Raw genomic sequence first — 23,861 nt, forward strand, 5'->3', positions numbered from 1 at the left:
GCTACCTGCCTGTACTTCCCCGACCAGCCCTGCCCTCTAGCCTTTACTGTTAAAACAGCGGATGGTGCAGTAGCATGACCATCGATGACTGTAGTTCAGTTTACAACTGTGCTGTAATGGTATGGAGCATCCTCGGAGTCAGGGGCATGCAACCGTCACCGTGGTCTATCGTATGGTAAATCGACGTAGCCAGCAGGGGTATGCAGTCGTCACTGTGGTCTAGCGGTACTGTGTAGCGTCTGTTCCAAAACTTTCGTATCTGAGTTTTTTTTATATTGCTAGAAGTATTATTGGCCACATTTGGTATGCTGTAGCGTCATAGTCACGGGGTATTGTAAGCCAAGTGGACAACGGTCGCACAAAAGCTACTTGTAATGACCATTAGCCTACCTTGTCCGAACTGTTATCCTGATAGCTTGCAAATGGGATAAAATCTCTCTTTCTGGGGATATCAATTCGCATTTCTACGAGATATTATCTAATTTAGTTGTTATTGCATTATATTATGATAAAAGTAAAACAGGTATTGGTGTTCGGTTTTTTAATCGTGTTTTTTTTGAAGAATAATCGATTAAATGCACAAAATAAATCTTTAGATGATGGTGTGCTACGAATATTGGCCATCGGTAATAGTTTCTCGGAAGATGCTATTGAACAGAATTTATATGAATTGGCGAAAGCTGGGAAAAAAAAGATAGTAATCGGCAATCTCTATATTGGGGGGGCTCCTTTAAGTTTACATGTTAGCAACGCAAAAGAGGATAAGCCGGCTTATCGCTACCGTAAAATCGATGTTGACGGGCAGATGTCGGAGAAAGCAAATGAGCGCTTATCTGAAGCGCTTGTAGATGAGGCTTGGGATTATATTAGCTTTCAGCAAGCAAGTCCGCTATCAGGAGATTATGATTCGTATGCGAAGGATCTGCCGCTCTTATATGATTATGTAACAAAACATATTTTATTTCCTGAAACCAAGTATATATTACATCAAACCTGGGCGTATCAGAACGGTTCATCACATGAAGGTTTTGTTCGCTATAACCGTAGCCAAGATAGCATGTATAGGGCTATTGCCAACACTTCGCAGGAGGTGTTTAACTGGGGTAATTTCGATCTTTTGATTCCTTCGGGTACAGCTGTTCAAAATGCGCGTTCGAGTTTTATAGGTGATCATTTTACACGTGATGGCTATCACTTAAATCTGAACTACGGACGTTTCGTTGCTGCCTGTACCTGGTACGAGGCGTTATTTCATGAAAATGTACTCAACAATACATTTTTACCGCTCAAGGTAACCTATATAGAGGGCGAAATTGCGCGAGCAGCAGCACATAAGGCTGTGGAATCACCCTATGCTGTTACCGTATTAAAAGATTTTCAATTCATGAATTAATATTTATATGAGTATCAAAAGGAGCTATTTGATCGAATTGGATCACGAAACAGAAAATACCAAACGTATTCTAGAACGCATACCAGACGATAAATTGGATTGGCGTCGACACGAAAAATCGATGAGTCTGGGAGAACTAGCTGCTCACATTGTTGGACTACATAATTGGGTACACCAAGCAATACCAAAAGATGTATTTGATTTTAAAGTGGATTATCAGCCCATTAAAGTATCTTCTGTAGAAGAATTAAAAGAGATATTAACAATAGGCCTGGAAAATAATAAGGCCGCAATTGAAGACATAAAGGAAGAAGACTGGTTTAAAGATTGGGTGTTACAATCGGGTGATTATCTCATTGCACGTTTACCACGAGCCGGAGCAATACGTTTTATTGTCAATAATCATATTGTTCATCATCGTGGCCAGTTGACGGTTTATTTGCGATTATTGGATATTGCTGTACCGGGCTTATATGGACCATCGGCAGACGAAGCAATGCCTAGTTGATGTTGTAATGTAATTATATAGGTATAAAAAAAGGGAATCAAATTTGATTCCCTTTTTTTATATGTTCGATGGTCTAATTATTTAGCCAATTCTTCTGCGATTGCTTTTCCAATTTCAGCCGGAGACTCAACAACACGAATACCACACTCACGCATAATTTTCATTTTTGCTGCAGCAGTGTCATCTGCACCACCTACAATTGCACCAGCGTGTCCCATACGACGTCCTGGAGGCGCTGTTTGACCTGCGATAAATCCAACAACAGGCTTAGTACCGTGTTCTTTGATCCAACGAGCAGCTTCAGCTTCCATTCCACCGCCGATTTCACCAATCATGATGATCGCTTCAGTTTCAGGGTCGTTCATTAATAATTCAACAGCTTCTTTCGTTGTCGTACCAATGATAGGGTCACCACCAATTCCGATTGCTGTTGTGATACCTAATCCTGCTTTTACAGTTTGATCTACGGCTTCGTAAGTTAAAGTTCCTGATTTAGAAACAACACCCACATTACCTTTTTTGAAGATAAATCCTGGCATGATACCGATTTTAGCTTCTCCTGCAGTGATAATACCTGGGCAGTTAGGACCGATCAAACGAGAGTTTTTGTCGCTCAAGTAAGATTTTACTTGGATCATATCTTTTGTTGGGATACCTTCTGTAATACAAACAATCACTTCGATACCAGCAGCGGCAGCTTCCATGATCGCATCTGCAGCAAATGCTGGAGGTACAAAAATAATAGAAACATTAGCTCCTGTAGCGTCTACTGCATCTTGCACAGTATTGAATACAGGACGGTCTAAGTGTTGTTGACCACCTTTACCAGGAGTAACACCACCAACTACATTTGTTCCGTACTCAATCATTTGAGTAGCATGGTAAGTACCTTCGTTTCCAGTGAAACCTTGAACGATTACTTTTGAATCTTTATTAACTAATACACTCATTTCTTCTTTAAATTTTGCACACAAATCTACTATTTTGCTTTCTAAAATGGAAGCAATGTGAATAGGAATGTGACCTTTATTGATAAATTTTTAATTGAAATTGCGTTTTTGGATAAAATCCCAAAGAATAATGCCAATTGCGACAGATACATTTAAGGAATGTTTAGTCCCGTATTGGGGGATTTCGATGCAGGTATCAATTTTTTCCATGACATCCTCATCTACTCCATTGACCTCATTTCCAAAAATCAGCGCATACTTTTTGTCATTTTCTGGTTCAAACTGATGTAACATAACACTATCATCTGCTTGCTCGATGGCAATAATGACATAGCCTTCTGTCCGAAGCTGATCTACAACAGCTGAGGTATCTTTGTGGTATTCCCAAGCGACAGATTGGGTAGCCCCGAGGGCCGTTTTTTCGATTTCGCGATGAGGAGGTGTGCCGGTAATGCCACACAGGTATATTTTTTCAATAGCAAATCCGTCTGCAGTACGGAAGGCCGAGCCCACATTATGCATGCTCCGTACATTGTCCATAATGATTGTGATAGGAGTTTTTTCTTGCTTTTTAAACGATTCAACGTCTGTACGTTGAAGTTCATCCATCGATAATTTTTGCATGTCGCAAATATACTAAACCTAAAAAATAAAATAGATTTTGAATATTGAAAATAAGGTGTTATTTTTGCAGTCCGAATTACAAGAAAAAATTGAATAAAAATTAGCTAAAAAAAATGGCAAATCATAAATCAGCGATCAAAAGAATTAGAGCAAACGCTACTAAACGTTTAAGAAACCGTTACCAAGCAAAAACTACACGTAACGCAATCAAAAAATTACGTCATACTACTTCTGCAGAAGAAGCAAAAACATTGTTACCACGCGTAATTTCTATGCTTGATCGTTTGGCAAAGAAAAATGTGATCCACAAGAAAAAAGCTTCTAACAACAAATCGAAGTTAACAAAATTTGTTAACGGTTTAGCGTAAGCTTTTCGTATAGATTTAGAGGGGTACAGCTCGCTGTATCCCTTTTCTTTATGTTATATACTTTGGATTTCTCTTTCCAAGCGAATAGTAAATAAAAAAGCATCGAGTACCGATGCTTTTTTATTTTAAAACTGAAATTTGCAGTGTATTTATTGCTGTAAATTTGGAAGTAGCTCTGCGATGATCTTTTTCAATTTGTTGGGATCTTTCATGTAAGGTTCTAAATCGTAAAGTTCCACTTTTTTGAAATCAATGGGATGGCTCTCACTCTGAAGTGAAATAGTACCTTTGTGTAAAAGCTGTCCATCTTTCTTCACTTTGGGATCGAAACCACTTACATTGCCGCCACCAATTTGGGGTTTAGTATACTGTAATACGACCTTGTTTTCAAGGATATGTTGCACAAGAGAGTCTCCCAACACCAAGAAATCAGCAGTTACCCATTGATCTCCAGCATAGGTTTTTGATGTTGAGCTGATGCAATGTGGTGTGAATAGCTTATTGTCGATCACAACGTTTGTGCCTGGTGTACAAAGATTACTTGTGGTCCGTTCGTCCTTGCCATTTCCACCCAGCAGTTGCCCTTCGATAGATATTGGAAAGTCTTGATCCACACCCATGGTATTAGGATCCTGTCCATGTAGCATGGCTCCGCTATTACGCCAAGCCCAACCTTCTCCACCATTTACCTGTTCACCGACAAATCTGTAAGTGACGCGCAACAAATACGCTGAGAACTCTTTATTGTAGAACAGATGGCCATACTGAAAATTGAAATTATCATAACCATCATATCTTACCTTGAGTAAACCGTCTTCTACACGAAATGTATTTTTATAATTATCGCCAACTTTGTGGTTTCTGATTTTTGGAGTCCAGTTCTTCAAATCTTTCCCATTAAATAACTGAATGGGTTTGGGTTTCTTATCTTGAGATTTGGCAAATAAAGAAGTGCTAAGCAATAGGATTCCAGCACTGTAAATGATATGTTTGAATTTCATCCTGAATTAGGTTTATTGACCTAAATTAGGCAAACATTTTTAAATAAGCAATTCTTTTTGTTTGACATATTCGCTTGGACGGATGCCGACGACCTTATTGAATGTGTTACTAAATGTGGGAAGGCTATTGTATCCAACTTTGAGCGCAACTTCATTTACGCTTAGTTTTTCGTCCAAAAGGAGCTTAAGTGCGGTCAGCATTCTGAGGATCGTGTAGTATTGGATAAAAGACATATTTAATTCCTTTTGAAATAGTCTAGCCAATGTGCGTTCACTAATGTTAAATAATCCGGCAAGTTTTTTAAAGCTGACATTTTCCTCTATATTTTCTTCGAGGTAAGTGACAATATCCTTTAATTTCTGATGACTAGGATAAGGCAAGGCTAATGGAAGCTCATGCAGCGATAGTTCCGGCAGGATAAGCTTGAATGCTGTAGCGATACTATATTTAGGTTCTTCGACCGGAAAGATATTGCCATTCCAGCGGTTGGTAAACATAATCAGCTCTATCAAAAGATCATTTACTGGATAAATCCCCATTTTACTGTAGAAGGGGGCGTCATTAGCGGCTTTGGGAAAATATAAATTACGCATAACGACCTCAGGGGTACTTGGATGAATACTATGTTTTATGCCAGCAGGAATCCACAAATAATGACGGGCAGGTAGAAAATACGATTTTTCCTCTGTTTTAACAAATACGACACCGCCTTCTGTATATAGAAATTGATCCTTATCATGGCAATGTTCGGAAATATGGTTCTCTGCTATAATAGCGTGGTGACAGTAAATGCTATCTTCAAATGAGTCTACTTCCGTCATATAATAACGGTTGACATATTTGGCATCTGTACTTATATCTTGTGTATTCATTTTAACCTATAATACCATGTCACAAAGGTAAGACTTTTTTACTAGACCCCACCTTTACTTCTTGAAAGTGAGTGTATGCTTACGTTAAAATGGCAATTAATCGACTAGCGAGTTAGTCTTTACTTACTTTGGTTTTATTTTTATTGTTGTAAGTTGTTTGTTTTCAGTGTGATATATATTATACATGCGTGTGATATAAACTATTTTTTTATTATGATTTGTTGTATATTTTTGATTTGTAGTGCGTTGCGTATTTTTAGTCACCTTTGGATAATTTTGTGTCAAATGATAATAAATATGCAGTTGAAAAAAGTGCTAAAATTGTTTGGTTAAGAGGTTGCAAATTATAGCAAAGAACTTTTCAACGAAGGGAAATATATAGATTTCAATTTCTTAAGTTTACAATAATGGAATAAAATCAAACTATAAAAATATGGCTTACGAAAGAATAAAAGTTCAAAGCTTACATGATAAAGTGATTACAGCAGAAGAAGCTGCTAAACTATTTCAAAACGGAATGGTCGTTGGGTCGAGTGGTTTTACCAAGGCTGGAGACAGTAAGGTGGTGTTACCTGCCTTGGCTGAACGTGCAAAAGTGGATCCATTGAAAATAACCTTGATTACTGGGGCTTCGTTGGGACACGGAACGGACGGTAAATTGGCGGAAGCGGGAGCATTATCCAAGCGGATGCCCTTTCAGGTGGATCGTATTTTACGTCATAAAATTAATGCTGGAGATGTGTTGTTTATTGATCAGCATCTAAGCGAAACGGCCGAATTGCTGCACAATAAGAATTTGCCTCAGGTGGATATTGCTGTTTTGGAAGTAGCAGCAATAGAATCGGATGGAAGTATTGTTCCAACGACTTCTGTGGGAAATTCGGCAACTTTTGCTGCATTGGCTAAGCAGGTTATTTTGGAAGTCAATACTGCGATACCGGTGACTATTAAAGGAATACATGATATTTATCAAGCCGAAGATTACCCTCGGCGTAATGTTATTCCAATCGTAGCTCCAGAAAATAAAATTGGACGTAAAACTATTCCTTTGGACGCGAGCAAGGTGGTGGGAATTGTGTTTACGAATGAGCTTGATAGCCCTGCCGATATTGCTGAACCGGATACCAAAACAACAGCGATAGCGAAGCATATTTTGCAGTTTTTCGAAAATGAGGTAGCGCTAGGCCATTTGTCAGAAAGCTTGATGCCACTTCAAGCGGGTATTGGAAAAGTAGCTAACGCTGTTCTGACGGGATTTATACATAGTAAGTTCCGTAATCTAACGATGTTTTCTGAAGTGTTGCAAGATAGCACCTTTGACCTTATCGATGCCGGAAAACTGGATTTTGCTTCTGCTTCTTCAATTACTGTTTCCGAAGAGTGTTATTCAAGAGTGTTCGATCATTTGGATCGATACCGTGATAAAATTGTATTGCGCCCACAGAATATTTCCAATACACCTGGACTGATCAAACGTTTGGGGATTATAGCAATTAATACAGCCATAGAGTTTGATATTTATGGAAACGTAAATTCTACCCATACTTCAGGAACAAATATCATGAACGGTATCGGCGGGTCGGGTGACTTTGCACGCAATGCTTATTTGAGCATCTTTGTCACACAGGCGGCCTCTAAAGGAGATGCAATTTCTCATATTGTTCCTATGGTTTCCCATGTGGATCATACCGAACATGATGTCGATATTTTGGTAACAGATTATGGCTTGGCAGATTTACGTGGTTTAGCGCCTCGCGAGCGAGCGAAAGTAATTATAGCGAACTGTGTACATCCCGATTACAAAGAGCAGCTATTAGATTATTATAACCGCGCTTGTGAGAGAGGGGGGCATACACCACATTTGTTAGAAGAGGCTTTTAGCTGGCATATCAACCTTCGTGAAAAAGGAACAATGAAAAAAGACCAATAACCGAGGTCGTGGTTACATATGGACTAAAGGTTTATAGAAAGGCGAGGTTTAATTGTAGACTTCGCCTTTCCTGCTGTATAGTTCTTTCTTGATGTATAATTATCGCAAAGAAAATCACGCATTCATTTCATTGGTTAAGATGAATCGTCGTATCCTCCTGCCGATTCTGTTTAGTCCTCAAGTTGTGGCGATTGAGACCAATCGTAATTTTTGTCCGAAACCATTGTTTGGTTTCTGGCGATTCAATTGCTTTACTGTAGCAAGCAACAAGATCGGGATGGAATTTTGCTATTGTTTTGGCTCCCCAGCCAATTCCCTTTTTTACATGAAAATCTGTTGTGTTTGACAATGAAATCAGTAGGTTCAATAAAATGTTTACGTATGTGGCTGATAGGCCTTTTTTTACGGCATAATGTGTAGCTACACCAATTGTTCGGACAATCCATTTGTCAGAATGATGAGCTAATTCTTCTAATAGAGGTATTGCTTTTTTAGGCGAAGTCAACAGCGCATGACCAATTACGCGTTCGCCGATGATATCACAGACGTACCATTGATTACCTATGGTTATATAGGTACAGGCTTTATGGATGGATTGTTCGAAGTGTTCGGGGAGACGTTGCTGGAGAATTATTCCCGTTAAAACATAACTTCCCATTTCTGTTGTGGCAATGAGACGATCTGTTAAGTGTAACTGCTCGGTTTCAGGTAGGAATAGCATAATTTCCCTGGCCGCAAACTCCAGAAGGGGAAAACGAACTTTCTTTTTCAGTAAACACGCTTGTAAGCTTAACATAAAAGATTCTATACCAGATTGCTGTCCTTGCTGTTTCGCCGCTGCGACAATTTCTCGGATCTGTACTTTACTGGTAATTTTGTCCATGGCAGTGCTCAAATCCCTATTGTTGATCTTTATAAATATTCCAATAATTAAAGTCTGTCATTGGAGCATCCGTTATTCCAATAGCTCGGCCCATTGTAACGATCTGTCCCCTGTGATATGTTCCGTGGAGGATCAGCTGTTGTATGTATTCATACTTCGTGAAGTCGCATTGAAACCATGGTGATTCCACTTTGATATTTTTTTCAAGATCCAACTCGGTTAGCCTGTGTATGTAATCCACGCGTTGAGCTGAACTTCTTTGTAGTGCTTCAAATATTTCTTCTTTTGTGGCTCGCTTTTTCTCAAAATCAAAATCATTGCTTTCCGCAATGTGGCTCCACCAATATTCCTGTGTCTGCAAGATGTGATTTAAGGTCTTCAAAATGGTCGGGAAACTTGAAGGTACCTCTTGGTTAAGTTGGTCATCTGATTTATCAGCCAACCAATTGATGTATTTATTGACGACCCAGTTGTTATATTCAGCACTTTTTGTGATTAAGGTTTTTAAACTCATAATTTTAATCTATAGTATGGTGTTAAATGAAATATTTACTAAATATAAATCCTTTTTGGAATGAATTTACATTAAATTTTATAGTAGATAGCTTGTTTGATAAGCCGCTTTGAAAGTATTTATTTCTTATAAAATTGTGACTGGTACAGGCCTGTCCATTAAGCGTAACTTATTTGAAATAAATAAAAAGTATTCTTCATATTTTTTATATTTATTTTGCAATAGCAGAATGGTTTAGCATTTTGCAGAATGTGTGTGTGGCACCAACAGAAGATTTGACAGCTGCTTGAGCTTGTTGGATTAACCAATTAAAATAAATATGATAAAATCAACGCATTGTATTCTTTCTCTACTAGCCATGTTGTTTATGAACATGGGAAACGCCCAAGTTAATTATTTGCAGGAATCCAAAAAGGATTTTGATGAACGGATGCATTGGTTTAGGGAAGCAAAGTACGGAATGTTTATTCATTTTGGGCTTTATAGTCAACTTGGAGGGATGTATAATGGGGATTCAACCAAGGGATATGCCGAATGGATACAATCGGAAATGAATATTTCGAAGGCAGCATATTCGGAACTGATCAACACCTGGAATCCTAAGGACTTCAATGCGGATCGTATTGTTCAATTGGCTAAGGATGCTCGAATGAAATATATCGTCCTGACGACCAAACATCATGAGGGGTTTTGTCTGTGGGATTCCCCCTATACAGATTATGATATCGCTTCGACGCCAATGAAAGGAAGAGATCTCGTGCGGGAGTTGTCCATAGCTTGTAAGAAAGCTGGGATTAGATTTGGTACCTACTACAGTATTATCGACTGGCATCACGATTCGCAATATGTTGATCCCAATGGTAAAGGCGACTGGGGCCAGATTCTCATTAAGCCGGAACAGAAAGCCGCTTATATTCAATACATGAAAAATCAATTGAAAGAATTGGTTGTTAAGTATGATACTGACATCCTGTGGTTTGATGGGGACTGGGTGAATTGGTGGGATATAGCCGCGGGAGAAGATCTTTATCAATATCTACGCAAATTAAAACCCACTCTAATCATTAATAACCGCGTAGCAAAGCGGGATCAATTTAAGCGTGATTTTGGAACGCCTGAACAAGAACATCCTGGAACGTTACTGGATTACGATTGGGAAGCCTGTTATACCTTGAATAATTCTTGGGGATATAAAAAATCAGATAATAATTGGAAATCTCCTACAGAAGTAAATACTAAGCTGCGCGAGATAAATGAAAAAGGCGGGAATTTGCTGCTCAATATTGGACCTGATGCTAACGGAAATGTGCCGGCTGCCAGTAAAGAAATTTTGTTGAAAGCAACAGCAGAGCGAAAAAAGAACTAATCTGAGCGAATTTGCTGTTTATTGACTTATAGACCTTACTATATAGCTGGTTTATAGTTGATATAATCCAGCTAAAATTATATGAACGATTAAAATTATGAAGATATCTTGTATGTTATTTCCTAAATTATTATTTATTGGCCTTACCGGTGTCACTTCGCTTAGCGTGCGTGGGCAACAGGCTGGCTCGGTCAAACGTATTTATGTCAGTACAAAAGGAAGTGATAGAAACCAAGGAACTATGGCCAGTCCCTATGCCACAGCTGAAGCCGCATTGCAATCGGTAGAAAAACAGAAACAAGGGAAAAATACACCGGGCATCGAAATCATCTTTATGGCAGGCACCTATCAGCTGGATAAACCGATTGAATTGTCTGCTGGGATATCGGGTACAAGAAGGCAACCCTTGCGGATTAAGGCCGAGGATGGAGCACAAGTTACGCTGAGTGGGGCCAAATCGCTTAACCTCAAATGGAAACAGGGCGATCATGGTATTTGGGAGGCTAAGGTCCCAAGAGGAGTAAACTTCCAAAGTCTATATGCTAATGATAAGCATCTTGTCCGGGCACGTTATCCAAACTACGATCCCATAGTCTTGCCATTTCAAGGCTATGCTGCAGATGCATTAAGTCCCGAACGTGTCGCAACCTGGAAAAACCCTAAGGGGGGAATTGTACATGCTTTGCATGCTGGTCGCTGGGGAGGATTCCATTATAAGATTACCGGAAAAGATGGCTTATCAACAGTTACACTTGAAGGTGGACAGCAAAATAATCGTCCCAGCAAAATGCACGAGACCTATCGCTTTGTAGAAAATATCTTTGAAGAACTCGATACCTTTCAGGAGTGGTATTTGGATGAGGAGAAGGCACTATTATATTATATGCCTGCTAAAGGAGTTGATCCCAACCAGCTGAAGTTTGTAGCACCACAATTGGAAAATCTAATCTATCTTTCAGGTTCATCTTCCAGACCAGTGCATGATATTGAGGTTAGTGGCTTTCGCTTCATGTATACTGCTCCTACCTTTATGAAAACAAGCGAACCACTCTTACGTAGTGATTGGACGATCTATAGACAGGGAGCAGTAAAGATTGAAGGTGCGGAAAACTGTATCTTCCGCGCGAATGATTTTATCGCTTTGGGCGGCAATGCAATATTTGTTAATAATTACAATCGCGGGGTCAAAATTGAAGACAACCGGATTGAACAGATCGGTGCCGGAGCGATCAATTTTGTAGGAGATCCAGCGGCGGTACGCTCACCGGAATTTCGATATGAAAAATTTGTTCCGTTTGACCAAATGGATACCATCAAAGGGCCAAAAACAGATAATTATCCCATGGACTGTGAGGCGAGTGACAATCTGATTCATGACATTGGATTGATCGAAAAACAAGTAGCAGGTGTACAGGTCTCTATGGCTGAATCTTTACGAATTTTGCACAATACCATTTACAATGTGCCTCGAGCAGGTATTAATGTAGGTGATGGTACCTGGGGCGGTCATGAGATAGCTTACAATGATGTTTTTAATACAGTCCTGGAAACCAGCGATCATGGAGCCTTCAACTCATGGGGGCGCGACCGATTTTGGCATCCCAATCGAAAGGAGATGGATGAACTGACGGGGAAACATCCCAATTTAATATTGTTGGATGCAGTCAAAACAACTAAAATTCATGATAATAGATTTCGCTGTGATCACGGTTGGGATATTGATTTGGACGACGGATCTTCCAACTATGAAATTTACAACAATCTTTGTTTAAGTGGGGGACTAAAACTAAGAGAAGGATTTTATCGCAACGTGTATAACAATGTGATGATCAACAATGGTTTTCATCCACATGTCTGGTTTCAGCATAGTCACGATGTTTTCCGCAATAATATCGTGATGGAGTCCCATCAGGATATACAGGTCAAGTATTGGGGGGAAGAGGTAGACCGTAATATCTACGGAAGGCAGGATGACCTAGACAAAGATCGGGCGAAAGGTATAGAAAAACATGGTCGTGTTATTCAATTGAACTTTACGAATCCTGCACATGGCGATTTCCGATTGAAGAACTGGAAAGATCAGGATTTTAAAAATTTTGACATGTTGCATTTCGGGGTTATGAGTAAAAGACTTAAAACTCTTGCCGCTAGTCCTGAAATACCTCAGTTGATCCAATCCGAAGCAAAGGAACAGGGGAGCAGATGGGCCTGGAAGTCGGGGGTATTTAAATCAGTGGAGACTTTGGGAGAGCAGTCGGCTGCGGGGCTACCCGCGATAAACGGCGTGCTGCTACTCCAGTTGGATGAAAAAGGCAATCTTTATAAAAGCGGTTTGCGTGTCGGTGATGTTGTGCTGAATTACCAGGGCGAGAAAATAGATCAATTAATAGACTTGCAACAAGCGATTAAAAAACATGTACACGCAGACCAGCCGAAGGTGTTAATTTTTAGAAACCAACAGCAGCAGGAATTAACCCTGCAGCTGTAGCAAATTTTTCTATAGGCAGATTGAAATATAGTATTGTACTTTGGCTTGCTGACACGCGATATCACTAATGTGGGGATTTTAACAGTAAACCAAGGCAGTTGTGATAGATCGATCATCTTATGACGATATTATTTTTTTGTTTATAATTTTTATTTCCATTGGGACTATTGAGCATCTTGGTCGTCATTATAACAGTGTGTTATCATTTACTGGGGTAGACACATGATATTAAATTCTTATTCGTATTAATTGATGTATAAGGCTGTACAGCACATGAGTGCTGGCAGCCTTATTGATTTAACTGTGCAATGGGTTTGACCAAAGGTAATCGCCGAACGATGAGCGAGGAAGTGAAGGTACAACACGGGTATTACAGCGAGGGGAGTCTTTGTGAGTATGGGATGGTTGAAACAAATTTCTTAAACTGGTTTAAGTTTGGACTGTTTTTGTTCTTTTAAATTTGGTTTATATCGTTTATACCCTATTTATATAATTCATACCATGTATAGTCAACTTTTTGTACGTTTAGCTGTATCTACAGCGTTTCTGTCTGCTGTCGCAGATCGTTTGGGGCTGTGGGGGGTACCGGGGGCATCACATGTTTCCTGGGGAAATTGGGCCAATTTTGTAGCCTATTCAAATACCCTTAATTTTTTTGTGCCTGAAACTTTAGGTAATATACTTGCTATCGGCGCAACATTATTAGAGGTTGTCTTAGCAATCCTATTGCTGATCGGCTATAAACTGCGTTTTACTGCATTCGTTGCCGGGATTCTACTGATCTGCTTTGGGGTGGTGATGACCCTCTCGTTAGGAATTAAATCGACGTTCGATTATTCGGTCTGGGTAGGAGCGGCTGCCTGTTTTCTACTGCGGACTGCCGATAACTTTCCCATTAGCATAGACCGGTATATTGAACTTCGAAAAAAGTAAATGGATGGGTAACTGAAGGGTCGAAGATTTGATCGTCTTAGAAATACGTTTTAAAAAGCATAAAAAATGCCGTCAAACAAAGGAGCTTAACGGCATTTTTTTGATTACATTTCCTTTAAATTTACCTCTTTCTTTTCACCGTCTTTGTCAATGGTGACGTGCTTTTCAACATTGGCTTTGTCGACATAGGATGATCTTGCCGTACCATAATTTGTCGTGGAACCTGTATAACCCCAATAGTTATAATAATTGGTGTAGCCTGATACATAGGAATAGTTGTAAGAATTGGTAAAATCGAAGCTCGCCATAATCACGTATGCACCTGGCATGAGATCTGCAAATTCGAAATGCCCCTCATCATCATACACCTTTGCTTTTTTAATAGCATAGCCAAAATCGGGATCCAATGGAACTTCCTGCACCTTTTTCTGTTTTCGGATCTTTTTATTGACTTCCAGCCATTCTTCGTAATAGGCGGAGTTGGCGAAGAGCGTAATTTCTGTACCTTTTGGGGCATATTGCTTTTTGGCGGTATTCACGAGTCCGCCAAGTTTTTTTCCGGAGCTAGATCGAGCGTAAGCCGTCCCGATAATAACACTGTTACCCTGGGAAATCTGTTGGGCAGCCTGTTCTTTGTTAAATCTATTTTTAATAGGTTGATAGTCCAGTTCTTCGTTTACGGTAATTTCCCATTTGCCGTTTCCCATGGACATTTCCCTTTGCCATAATCGGCGATCTTTCTTATCGATGACATAATTATAGATGGCTCCGGTACTTTCTTCTAAAAGTGTAACCAGCCAACTGTCGTGTTTACCTGTTTTTGGGGAGCCATAACTGTAGCTTTTTACTTCCTTGATGGCATAGTCTTCGACGAAAATGTCCGAATCACTATTATAATAAAATTGCGGGATGCGCGCTTTATACCCTAGGTCTAAAGGGAGAGTTGAAATCAGGTGATCTGTCCAGTTAAAATCCACAAAAGGTCTAGTTGGCTGTAAGTTGATCTTTTTTTCCTTTTTCGTTTTCTTCGAATAATAATTACCTGTAATTGTTTCTCCAAAGTTGAGGTTTACTTTTGTTTCCTTGCCATCGCTAGAATAGCTGATAGACCGAAGTGTTTTTGCGTCGGCAGTCGTCGTGCGTATCGAAGTCCAGGCATTGTCTTTCGGAACATAGGTATTGGTTAACGTCAGCTGATTGTTGGCCGCTACAATATCGTAGGTCAGTGATCCTTGTTTGTCCCAATTGTTGTCTTTAACATAATAGACCGTATACAGTGATTTTTCTGGTTTTATATAGTTGGTATTGATATCGCTGCTCCCAGGGGTGACGGTCTTTTGACATAATCCTACGGCTGGAAGTAAACCTACTCCCAATACAAAGGCATATAATTTCATATATGTAAACTATAGTTAATGAAAAAACAAGTTGTTTTCTTGTTCGATTTATTTATCTAAGGTAATAAAAAAGTTTTTTATTTTTTTGCTGGGGATCGCTTCTTCACATAGGCTGATGCTATAGCGGAAATTTGACCTCAGAGCATTTTGGAGCTTGTTTGAATGTTGATGATATACTAGAGCGAAAAGTAAAACGGAGGTATTTCTACCTCCGTCGTTGTGCTCTTTTGAGCACCATTGATGATTAGAAAAAAAATCTTTGTGATGATGGTCAATAATTATCTTCAGCTTCCTTTTCTTTGTCGATGATAGAAGAGCGCATCCGGTAGACATTCATTTCACCCAGATGGGTATAACTTTTCCCGCCGTTTTTAAGGATCATTAGCCGGAAAAATTTGGCCTTATAGTTTTTATCAAAAGCCAAACTTTGCTCTTCAGCTACATTTGATGTGGAAAGATTATCCTTTGATGTAAACACTCTTGTCCACTGCTGGCCGTCTGAACTTATTTCTATTCCCCATTGTTTCGGACGTCCGGCTTCGTCGCTATTGTTTTGTCTGAAGAAGTACTTTATGGCGCCAATCTCTTCTTCTTGGGGAAAATTTAGTTGGATCCAGTGCGGAAGAGGGGCTGTATTTGCAGACCATGCTGTATGCCAATATGTATTCTTATCGCCGTCAAATAAATTCTTTTTGGGTCCCTCGCTGTTTTCCTGCGTGTAGGTTTCTACCATATTATCGGTCACCTGTATTTTAGTTAACTCGTTCGGGAAATAGGTCACTTCCGAAGGCCTAACGATTGGCCGAACACTATTGCTGCTTATGATATCTCCCCCAATGCTTGTTTTCTTGTCTTGATTGAACAATTGGACGTTGAAGACATATTCATATTTGTTGATCAATCCGTCGATCCGCATGGTGTCGGCAAAAGAACTTATATTGATTTTATAGATTTTATCGGGATCTTTTGATCCCACTTTTTTATATGTGATCTGTCCATAAAGATAATTGTTATCTGAAGGAAGTTTCCATTTCAGGAGAGTCCCGCCAATACGTGGTTCAGCTTCAATCGAAACCAGTTGTGGTGGCTTGGTCATTTTTATTTCGACTTTTTTACACGCTATTGCTAAAAAGAGTAGAGCGAATATTCCGATATTGTATTTCATCTTGTGCAATTCATTAAATTAATTAATAACCGGGATTTTGTACCAATTCCTCGTTTTTATTGATCTCTTCCTGTGGTATAGGCATTAAATAATTACGCTGACTAAAACTACGTGGAAAAACGACCGTTGTTATTTTGAAAAATTCTGTATCGGTAGCTCCTTGTATATTCATTCCTTTCGCCTGTTGGTTGAGGTATTGATCGGCGATCATCCAACGTCTTAAATCCCAGAAGCGATGGCCTTCCAAGTAAAGTTCAATAGTACGTTCTTGTCTGACGATGGAACGTAGTGTTGCCTGATTCGTTGCGCCGCCAATTGGAGCCCATGCGACATCAATTGTTGGGATGCCCGCACGGACCCTAACGCGGTCAATATATTGTTTGGCCGTATTCAGATCCTGACCGTATTCGATCAGCGCCTCCGCGTAGTTCAGGTACAATTCTGCTAGACGTATCACAGGCCATGGATAATTGACGGAGACCTGCAGTCTACTTTGGTTCAATTCGGGCGCAATACCTTTTTTGTTGAGATATCCTGTTGGTGAGTAGTTATTAGACCGTCCTTGGATGCCGCAATTGTCATTTTTCCGAAACTGAACTAGGATTTGATTGGCACTCCCTCTAACCACTTCATAGTAGCTGTTGTGATATGCAATCCAAGCATTGAAGCGCGGTTCTCTGTTTAGATTTAACGATAATGTATTGCCATTGGGTGTACTTGTTACAGCGTATCGTCCATTATAGTCATAATTGGGGTCTTTGTCAATCGGTAAACCATTTTTACTATAAAACGATTCGATCAGAGTGAGGGTCGGGGATACACCGTTATACGACTCACCTTGTGCGCCGCTAAGAAAGGGAGTAGATTTATTTTGAAAATCGTAGAGACCTTCCCGACGTGTTTCCGCCCAAATCACTTCTTTGGTATTGGCTTTGTCAATAAAAGTAAGGCGTAAGTCCTTTTCAATAGGATTAGCTGGTAGTACGGTATTGTAGGTGCTGTTTTTATACAGTGAAGCCCCACTTTGTTCAGCTGCATCAATGGCTTCTTTAGCCGCTAGGGCTGCACGGCGCCATTTTTCTTTGTCGAAGGTAGTACTGATCAATGCTGTGCCATCCAAATTTTTGAAATTGGCATAGAAGCTCTGTTTATTACCTCCACCGCCATTAAAGAGCGGTGATGCTGCATAAAGCAATACCCTAGCCTTTAGCGCTTTGGCAATAACCGAGGAAGCACGACCCCACTCATCCGCAGCACGAAGAGCAGGTAACTGTCCAGCTGTCTCATCCAGCTTTTTGATAATAAAATCAACGCAGGCATCATAAGTCGAACGTTTGGGATACGCTGAAGAAGGGGCATTGACGTCAAACTCTTGGTCTGCAATAACGACTGGACCGTACATCCGGACCAGTAAGAAATGATAAAAGCCGATCAGGAAATTGGCTTCAGCTTTATATTGTGCCGCCTCCTGTGGATCTATCCCAGGGACTTTATCTACATTGCGAATTAAGATATAGCATTGTCTTATTCCTTTGTAAAGGTTATCCCAGTAGGAAATGACAGGACTTGAGGCCGTATATTGCCCACGGGGAAATCGGGCGAAGGTTTCATGTTCAAAAGCAGTCGTTACCTCGTCAGAAGTCATCAAATCAATGGAAGAGGTCCCTACCCGTGAATTCGGAATCCACGCATAGCAGGAGTACAAATAACCTTTGGCTGAATTTGGATCACGAAAGGCATCTGCTTCGGAAGGACGCTCATCTGGGACGATATCCAAGAATTTGCTGCAGGAAGTGGTGGTCAAAAAAGTCGCGCATGCAAATAATGCAAGGTAGCCTATATATTTTCTTTTCATCTGATAAATCATTTTAAAATTCTACTGATAGTTTTAATCTCGAAGTTGTTCTAATTGAAACGAAGTTGGACTCCGAGATTGAATACTTGCTGTGTCGGATATCCCAAACCATTGCCTCCACCTTGTTCAGGATCCCAAAGTTTGAACTTGGAGAAGGTCAATAGATTATAACCACTTAGAAAAATGCGTGCAAATTTGTGTGAATATCCAATCTCAGCACTTCTGAGTTTTAGGAATGCCCCATTTCTCAGCCAATAAGAAGAAGCTTCGGTATTGTTGAGATTGTCCAATTTGCTCAGCCGTGGGTAAGCAGCAAATATGTTAGGGTTTTCAGGACTCCAGCGGTCCTCGGCAATAAACTGCAATACATTGCGCACACCTTGATTTCCAAATGGATGAAAACCACTGATCATAAAAGAAGTTCTATCAACTCCCTGTAATAAAAAGGAAAAATCAAACTTTTTGTAATTGATAGAAGTGCTCAAACCATAGACGATTTCAGGTGTTGTTGGATAACCCATGCGAACTCTATCATCGCTATTGATCAGATTTAGACCATCGATATCATTGGTTAGATCTTTATATTTGATGTCTCCAGGAGCTACAAAACCGCCTAGCTGTTGTAATGGACTGTTGTCTATTTCGGACTGATCAATAAATAACCGTTCGGCAAGATAGCCTAGGTTTGTGCCAATGGAATACCCGATTTGAGATAGGTTGCGGTATTTGGTAAAGGCCGGTTCATTATTTTTCAGAACGGTATTATGTGCATAAGTAAAGGTTCCACGCATCGATATTCCCCAATCTTTTTCGCTTTTATTCCATTCTAGGGAGAAATCAAATCCCCTATTTCTTACCTCACCAACATTGCCATACACTTTCGTTCCTGCAGTACCAAATACGTTAGGGATTGTTGCCGAACGGTCAACGAAGATATTGGTTCTATCTTCCTGGTATAGGTCGAACACAATATTAAACTTATTGTTAAGAATACCCAGGTCCACACCAATATTTTTCTTCTCTGCAACTTCCCATGAAATCAATGGGTTTGCAAATTGTAGGTATGTAGGGCCTGTATAAGTTGTATTCTGATCGATACCGGTTGTAAACGATGCTCCATCCAATTTGAGGTCTGAAAGATAAGGGAAACGTCCGCCGCCAATCTGATCATTACCAACTTTACCCCAGCTACCTCTAATTTTTAAATTACTGACAGCAGGAAATAAATCGGTAAAAAACTTTTCATTACTGAGTACATAGCCCAAACCAACGGAAGGGAAGAAACCAAAGCGACTCCCAGTGGCAAAGTTTTCGGAACCATTGTAGCCAAAGTTGACTTCCGCAAGATATTTATTGGCGAAGCCATAAGTTGCACGTCCAGTAATACCCTGGCGTCTACGTGGTAGCGAGCTGATTAGATCAGCTGGATTATTGACATTAAAATCGGTAGTATTGTAAAGAAATAATCCCGATACGGTGTGATTGCCGAATGTTCTGTTGTATTCGATGGAAGGCTGAAAATAGATTTCGCGATCACCGCTAGTACCCGTTTCGGTTCCCAGGGAAAGATTTTGTGGCTGCCCCACCATGACTAGATCATAGTTATATCCACCTGCAGGATCGGGAGCATAACTGTTAATCATGTATTGATTGTAACCACTGGTTCTTTTTGTTGTCGTGTTGCTCCAGTTTTTAAAGGAAACCAAGGCTTTAAATTCTAGCCCTTTTGTAATGAAATCAAGTTTTTGAGCACCGTCAATGGTAGTCAATAGGGTACTCTGGAAACCATTTTGATAGCCATTGACCATGCGGGCAAAGGGATTGACAAATCCATTGTTGACTGTACCACCAGCTTTTCCTCCGTATTGAACGTCTCTTCTGTCAATACCGGTAAATGGAAACATAATAGGGAAGTCCACGGGATTAGCATTCATAATGTCGCCAAACACGCTTGGAGCATCCACACCAGCCCCATAGTAATCACGAAGTTGTGCATTGAGCTTTAACGCTATTTTGGTAGTTGAAGTAAGGTTGACATTGATATTGTTCTGAAAGCTATAACGTTTGACAGAGACATTATTGTCAAAAGAGTTGAGGTCAAATTTGCGCAATAAACCGTTGCTAATGTTGCCGGTTGCACTGAGAAAATAACCTATTTTGCTGCCACCACCTTGCACATTTAGATTGAGCTCGTTGTTGATGGTATGGGACTTAAACATTTCATTATACCAGTCAACGTTAGGATATACATAGGGATCCAAGCCTAATCTTGTGCCGTTTATTTTATCTTGGGAATATAAAATTTCACCTGTACCGCGACCTGTAACTGCCTCATTGAACATCTCCATATAACTTACACCATCAACAAATTTTGGGATGGAAGTAGGTCTTGAGATTTGTGATTGTGCACGCGCTGAAATACGAGGTTTATTGAGGTCTTTACCTGTTTTGGTGGTGATAATTAGCACGCCGTTTGCTCCCCTAGTACCAAACACAGCGGTGGCAGTAGCATCTTTAAGGACGGAGAAGCTTTCGATAACTTCTGGTGCCAATGCGTCCAAGTCACCTTTAGAGATTGCTACACCATCCAATAAGATCAGGGGATTGGTAGCTCCGCTAAATGTCGATACACCGCGAATGAAAAAGCTAGCCCCATCTGCACCAGGTTCGCCCGAACGTTGTACCGCGATTACACCCGAAAGTCTTCCGCCCAATGCATTGGAAAGGTTGGCAGTGGGGATGCGTAAGGTTTCCGGTTTTACAGATTCCAATGCGCCCACAACACTGGTTTTTTTCTGTGTTCCGTAACCGACAACAACAACTTCACTTAAGCTCTGATCGGGAGTTAGCTGCACATCAATACGACGTTTGTCGGCAATGGCAATTTCCTGATTGGCATAACCGACATAGGAGAATATTAGTGTTGAATTTGTGGGAACCACAAGAATGTATCTTCCGTTGCCATCTGTTGTTGTCCCGATTGACGGGCTATCTTTAACTTTGACACTAACACCATAAAGATTGTTTCCGTCATTTTTCACCGTGCCCACGATCTCAACCTTACCGTTTTTTTGAACGACGGGGGCGAGGGGCGTTTTTTTTTCTCGGTCCGAAATCACAATAATGCCATTGTCGATTGTAAAGACCAAAGGCTGATGTTCCAATAACTTTTCAAGGGCCTGTTTCAGTGGCTTATTCTGGATATCTATATTTTGAATAGGCCTTACTTTGTCGAGTTGGCTGGTCTTAATGATAAAATCGACGTTTGTCTGTTTTCTGATCTCTTGAAATGCTTCGGACAATGTAATCTGCTTGTGTTTAAGGGTAACATTTTGAGCAGAGGACACATGTGTGAAAAAGATAAATGCTGTTAAGAGGATCACAACTTTTGTAGATGTGTTGCATAATGATCCGATGTATCGCATAGCTTTAATAAAAAAGACAATACAATACTTACTACATAAATAATAATGCATATATTTATAAATTGGTTAACTGGTTTGATGTTGAAATGAATTCTTGTTTTCCAAGTAAAAAATTAGTCGAGAGTGCTGGCAGGCATTTTCGGCTATTTTTTTTGGAAGAAATGTTTAGGCTGGGCTGGCTTCTTTCATAATCTGTGGTTATTAATGTGTGTTATAGTTATTGCGATATGTACAGCTTATTGTTTCGTATACTATACTTGATGGAACCGGAAAGCTGAAGTGCTCTTAGTACATCGTTTAATCGTTTTTTTCTAGAAATTTGAGCGAAGTAGGTTTCCTGTGAAATAGGACCTTCAAAAATTACTTCAATGTTATACCAGCGCGAAATTTTACGCATGATTTCCTTTAAATTATTATTCGAAAAATTGAAATCACCATTTTTCCAATCTAATACTTGATCCAGGTTTACTGATCTTACTGCGATATTTTGATCTGTTAAAGTAGATTGTTGGCCTGGTTTTAGTAAGGTTGTATTGTTTTTGCAACTCACTCTTACGGATCCTTCTGCAAGGGATGTCTGTGTGGAAGATTCGTCATCGTAGGCATTGATATTGAATTTAGTCCCTAAAACTTCGACCTTTTGAAGTGAAGTTTCGACAATAAATGGTTTTTGTTTATTTTTTGAGACTTCAAAGTAGGCTTCACCCGTCAGTTCTACCCGGCGTTCAGAGGCTGAAAATGCGCTTGGATATTTGAGGCTGGAATTTGAGTTTAACCAAACTTTTGTGCCATCAGAAAGGGTTATCTGAAATTGTCCGCCCTTTGGTACATTCAAAAGATTCGTGGCGACGCGTACATCGGTATTTCCCTCAACCGTATAATTAATTCCGCCATTTTCTGTTTTTTCAATTGTTGTGCCGAGCTCTTCAGTTAATTTTCCATTAGCAACATCCTCCAGTACGATCGTTTTACCGGAAGAAAGCACAAGTGTTGCTTTATCGCGACCAGGTTCGATGATAGTAGCTGTATGATCATTGTATGTGCTGCGGTTAAGAAATAAATAAGAGATAGAGATAACCAGAATTATAGCAGCTGCAGCACCTGTAATCTTATACCATGTAGGGCTTTTGATTTTTTGTGGTTCGACGTCAAGATCAATTTTACTAAAAACACGGTCTAAAATCATCTTGTCTATAAGTTCTTCTTTATCTTGAGATTCAAGTTGGTTCTCGATCATCTGTTCAAGCGCCTGCTTGTTATTCGTATCCTGAAAATATTGAAATAGCTCCGCCGTCTCTTCTCTTGAAGCGCGGTTATTGAGATATCTTTCAAATAATAATTTTATATGTTTTGAATCTTTCACTGATTGGCTATTTATAGATAATACGGAAAATAGGAGCCTGTCCTCTGCTCTAATTTTAAAAAAAAAGTAAGAAATTAAAAGGCTTTAAAATGGGCTGTTTGAATACTGATGGAGGTGATCTGTTTGTCTATAAAAACAGGGAGTGTTTTATTTTTGATTTAACACGGCACTGATAAGAGCAATTAACAGGGACGGTGTAATTTCCTTGCTCAAACAGAAACTCTGAATCTGTTTTGTGGCCTTCACGATATGATCACTGATCGTAGAAGTGGAGATACCTAAGGAGCTACTGACCTCCTCATAGCTTTTCCCTTCAATTTTGCATAAGGTATAAATGAGTTTGCGTTTTGTAGATAAGTTTTCAATAGCTTGATTGACAATTTTTTTAGATTCTTTGTATGCATATTCCTCTTCAATGTGGGAATAGTCTGATGTTGAAATGGAAATAATCAATTCTTTTAGATTTCGATTTTTGATCTCCTTGTGAAAGAAATCATACACGAGGTGTTTAGCAATAGTGAATAGATAAGACTGAAAGGACTTTTCAGGGTCTATGCCACCGCGCCTCTCCCATAATTTCTGAAATACATCCTGAAGAATTTCTTCTGCACAGGTAGGTACTTTGACTAAGTTCAGTATATGACGGTAAAGTCTAGGGCTATAGCGGTAGTAGAGCACCTCAAATGCCTTATGATTGCTTGACTTAAGAGCGTGCAGTAACGCCAACTCATCATTTTTACATGCCTCCATAATTTAAACTTGTATTTATAACCAAATTCCTCCTGATCGGAATTTAATAATTGAATATCGTACCGTATAGCAGTA

At 39.8% G+C, this 23,861-nt stretch carries 19 protein-coding genes; 7 read left to right on the top strand and 12 right to left on the bottom strand.

Annotated features, from left to right (window positions below; all coding sequences use genetic code 11):
- Positions 1-505 precede the first annotated feature (505 nt).
- Both B2O97_RS03975 and B2O97_RS03980 read left to right on the top strand, forming a co-directional pair.
- Positions 506-1,393 (top strand): DUF4886 domain-containing protein, encoded by an 888-nt coding sequence (locus B2O97_RS03975; protein ID WP_286766976.1) that lies wholly within the window; start codon positions 506-508, stop codon positions 1,391-1,393.
- Between the two features lie 7 nt (positions 1,394-1,400).
- The gene (locus B2O97_RS03980) at positions 1,401-1,901 is read left to right on the top strand and encodes a DinB family protein (RefSeq protein WP_286766977.1); all 501 of its coding nucleotides are present in this window, start codon (positions 1,401-1,403) and stop codon (positions 1,899-1,901) included.
- 77 nt (positions 1,902-1,978) lie between these two features.
- Here the strand turns inward: B2O97_RS03980 and sucD are convergent, their stop codons facing one another.
- Together sucD and B2O97_RS03990 are read right to left on the bottom strand one after the other, a co-directional pair.
- Positions 1,979-2,851: a succinate--CoA ligase subunit alpha gene (sucD, locus tag B2O97_RS03985; RefSeq protein WP_046671644.1), complete on the bottom strand. Its 873-nt coding sequence runs from the start codon at positions 2,849-2,851 to the stop codon at positions 1,979-1,981.
- A 90-nt stretch (positions 2,852-2,941) separates the two neighbouring features.
- Positions 2,942-3,475 carry an RNA methyltransferase gene (locus B2O97_RS03990; RefSeq protein ID WP_286766978.1) on the bottom strand — a complete coding sequence of 178 codons (534 nt, stop codon included), beginning with the start codon at positions 3,473-3,475 and terminating at the stop codon, positions 2,942-2,944.
- Positions 3,476-3,588: 113 nt separating this feature from the next.
- Here B2O97_RS03990 and rpsT point away from each other — a divergent pair, with 113 nt between their 5' ends.
- Positions 3,589-3,843: a 30S ribosomal protein S20 gene (gene rpsT / locus B2O97_RS03995; RefSeq protein ID WP_046671646.1), complete on the top strand. Its 255-nt coding sequence runs from the start codon at positions 3,589-3,591 to the stop codon at positions 3,841-3,843.
- A 149-nt stretch (positions 3,844-3,992) separates the two neighbouring features.
- On the opposite strand, the gene B2O97_RS04000 is transcribed toward rpsT, so the two are convergent.
- Positions 3,993-4,844, bottom strand: coding sequence for a 3-keto-disaccharide hydrolase (locus B2O97_RS04000; RefSeq protein ID WP_112373722.1), 852 nt, complete (start codon positions 4,842-4,844; stop codon positions 3,993-3,995).
- Positions 4,845-4,883: 39 nt separating this feature from the next.
- Positions 4,884-5,717 (bottom strand): AraC family transcriptional regulator, encoded by an 834-nt coding sequence (locus B2O97_RS04005; RefSeq protein WP_112373721.1) that lies wholly within the window; start codon positions 5,715-5,717, stop codon positions 4,884-4,886.
- 433 nt (positions 5,718-6,150) lie between these two features.
- Between B2O97_RS04005 and B2O97_RS04010 the strand changes: the two genes are divergently transcribed.
- On the top strand, positions 6,151-7,647 hold the full coding sequence (locus tag B2O97_RS04010; RefSeq protein ID WP_286766979.1) for a succinate CoA transferase: 1,497 nt from the start codon (positions 6,151-6,153) through the stop codon (positions 7,645-7,647).
- Between the two features lie 127 nt (positions 7,648-7,774).
- On the opposite strand, the gene B2O97_RS04015 is transcribed toward B2O97_RS04010, so the two are convergent.
- Positions 7,775-8,530 carry a DNA alkylation repair protein gene (locus B2O97_RS04015; RefSeq protein WP_286766980.1) on the bottom strand — a complete coding sequence of 252 codons (756 nt, stop codon included), beginning with the start codon at positions 8,528-8,530 and terminating at the stop codon, positions 7,775-7,777.
- Positions 8,531-8,546: 16 nt separating this feature from the next.
- Positions 8,547-9,044 (bottom strand): DinB family protein, encoded by a 498-nt coding sequence (locus tag B2O97_RS04020; RefSeq protein WP_286766981.1) that lies wholly within the window; start codon positions 9,042-9,044, stop codon positions 8,547-8,549.
- Between the two features lie 319 nt (positions 9,045-9,363).
- Here B2O97_RS04020 and B2O97_RS04025 point away from each other — a divergent pair, with 319 nt between their 5' ends.
- The 3 genes from B2O97_RS04025 (at position 9,364) to B2O97_RS04035 (ending at position 13,831) form a co-directional block, all read left to right on the top strand.
- On the top strand, positions 9,364-10,410 hold the full coding sequence (locus B2O97_RS04025; RefSeq protein ID WP_286766982.1) for an alpha-L-fucosidase: 1,047 nt from the start codon (positions 9,364-9,366) through the stop codon (positions 10,408-10,410).
- A 97-nt stretch (positions 10,411-10,507) separates the two neighbouring features.
- A complete protein-coding gene (locus B2O97_RS04030; RefSeq protein WP_286766983.1) occupies positions 10,508-12,898 on the top strand; it encodes a PDZ domain-containing protein in 2,391 nt (796 codons plus the stop codon).
- A gap of 501 nt (positions 12,899-13,399) precedes the next feature.
- Complete coding sequence (locus tag B2O97_RS04035) at positions 13,400-13,831, top strand: DoxX family protein (RefSeq protein ID WP_115049632.1); 432 nt, start codon at positions 13,400-13,402, stop codon at positions 13,829-13,831.
- A gap of 104 nt (positions 13,832-13,935) precedes the next feature.
- Here the strand turns inward: B2O97_RS04035 and B2O97_RS04040 are convergent, their stop codons facing one another.
- The 6 genes from B2O97_RS04040 to B2O97_RS04065 form a co-directional block, all read right to left on the bottom strand.
- On the bottom strand, positions 13,936-15,228 hold the full coding sequence (locus B2O97_RS04040; protein ID WP_070564682.1) for a hypothetical protein: 1,293 nt from the start codon (positions 15,226-15,228) through the stop codon (positions 13,936-13,938).
- 271 nt (positions 15,229-15,499) lie between these two features.
- Complete coding sequence (locus tag B2O97_RS04045) at positions 15,500-16,393, bottom strand: discoidin domain-containing protein (protein ID WP_083295886.1); 894 nt, start codon at positions 16,391-16,393, stop codon at positions 15,500-15,502.
- A gap of 22 nt (positions 16,394-16,415) precedes the next feature.
- Complete coding sequence (locus tag B2O97_RS04050; protein ID WP_070565294.1) at positions 16,416-18,248, bottom strand: RagB/SusD family nutrient uptake outer membrane protein; 1,833 nt, start codon at positions 18,246-18,248, stop codon at positions 16,416-16,418.
- 50 nt (positions 18,249-18,298) lie between these two features.
- Entirely contained in the window at positions 18,299-21,673 is a 3,375-nt protein-coding gene (locus tag B2O97_RS04055; RefSeq protein WP_286766984.1) for a TonB-dependent receptor, read from the bottom strand.
- A 217-nt stretch (positions 21,674-21,890) separates the two neighbouring features.
- On the bottom strand, positions 21,891-23,036 hold the full coding sequence (locus B2O97_RS04060; protein WP_286766985.1) for a FecR family protein: 1,146 nt from the start codon (positions 23,034-23,036) through the stop codon (positions 21,891-21,893).
- A gap of 147 nt (positions 23,037-23,183) precedes the next feature.
- Positions 23,184-23,786 carry an RNA polymerase sigma factor gene (locus B2O97_RS04065; protein WP_286766986.1) on the bottom strand — a complete coding sequence of 201 codons (603 nt, stop codon included), beginning with the start codon at positions 23,784-23,786 and terminating at the stop codon, positions 23,184-23,186.
- Positions 23,787-23,861 lie beyond the last annotated feature (75 nt).

The organism is Sphingobacterium sp. UBA865 (genome assembly GCF_002295765.1).
Classification (GTDB): Bacteria; Bacteroidota; Bacteroidia; order Sphingobacteriales; family Sphingobacteriaceae; genus Sphingobacterium; species Sphingobacterium multivorum.